General features: G+C 70.3%; 1 protein-coding gene and 1 pseudogene. Both read left to right on the plus strand.

Features of this window, described 5'->3' with window-relative positions; genetic code table 11:
• Window positions 1-269, plus strand: a pseudogene (locus HR086_RS47255) (PEGA domain-containing protein); the annotation flags it as partial.
• A gap of 2 nt (window positions 270-271) precedes the next feature.
• Window positions 272-565, plus strand: a complete 294-nt coding sequence (locus HR086_RS47260) for a hypothetical protein (protein ID WP_174468950.1) — start codon at window positions 272-274, stop codon at window positions 563-565.
• Window positions 566-812: the final 247 nt, after the last annotated feature.

Raw genomic sequence — 812 nt, forward strand, 5'->3', positions numbered from 1 at the left:
CGGTGAGCGAGCCGACCCCGCCGCCGCCCACGACGCGCTCGCAGGACACGCGCCGCTCCAAGGACGACGAGGCCGCCCAGCGCGAAGAAGAGCTGCGCAAGCGGCGTGAAGAGGTGGAGCGCCAGCGCCGCGAACTGGAGGACCGCCGCAAGCAGGAGGAGGAGTCGGAGGCCAAGCGCAAGCGCGAGGAAGAGGAGAAGCGCAAGCGCGAGGAAGACGAGAAGAAGAAGCGGCCGTCCATCGACGAAGACGATCTCCGGAATTACTAGCCATGCGCCGTCCCCTTCGTTTCCTCATTCCCTTCGCGGCCCTGTCCCTGGGCCTGTCCGCGTGCAGCCTCCTGGTCGACTTCGACGAGGAGGGGCAGCCGTGTGACGACCGCAACCAATGCCTGGAGGGCTTCATCTGCAAGGACGACAGCTGCGTCCGGGACAGCAACGCCGTTCCGGACTCCGGCTCGGATGCGGGCTCGCCAGGGCAGACGGACTCCGGTTCGGATGCGGGCTCGCCAGGGCAGACGGACGCGGGTCCGGTTGACGCGGGCCCGGTGGACGCCGGGCCGTAGTCGCCGCCGCGAGGGGCGGTAGTTCCTACAGCCCCTCGCTTCGCGTGGTCCGATTGCCGCGCCGTGTCCTCGGGGACACGCCCGCCTGGCGGCCCCCCTGCCGACGCAAACCCCCGTCTCCACGGGGACTGTCGGGGCGAAGCCGGGGGGCCACCCTCCCGGGAGGGGTTGGCATCCGCCGTGCTCTGTCGTGTGCCCAGGAGGTTTCATCGACATGGGCAAGCGCGTCGGAGTGCTGATGGGCGGG

It is taken from the genome of Myxococcus sp. CA039A (assembly GCF_013336645.1).
GTDB lineage: Bacteria > Myxococcota > Myxococcia > Myxococcales > Myxococcaceae > Myxococcus > Myxococcus llanfairpwllgwyngyllgogerychwyrndrobwllllantysiliogogogochensis.

Excerpts from the sequence above, each read along its gene's own strand:
- HR086_RS47260 (WP_174468950.1), top strand. The coding sequence starts at position 272 with ATGCGCCGTCCCCTTCGTTTCCTCATTCCCTTCGCGGCCCTGTCCCTG.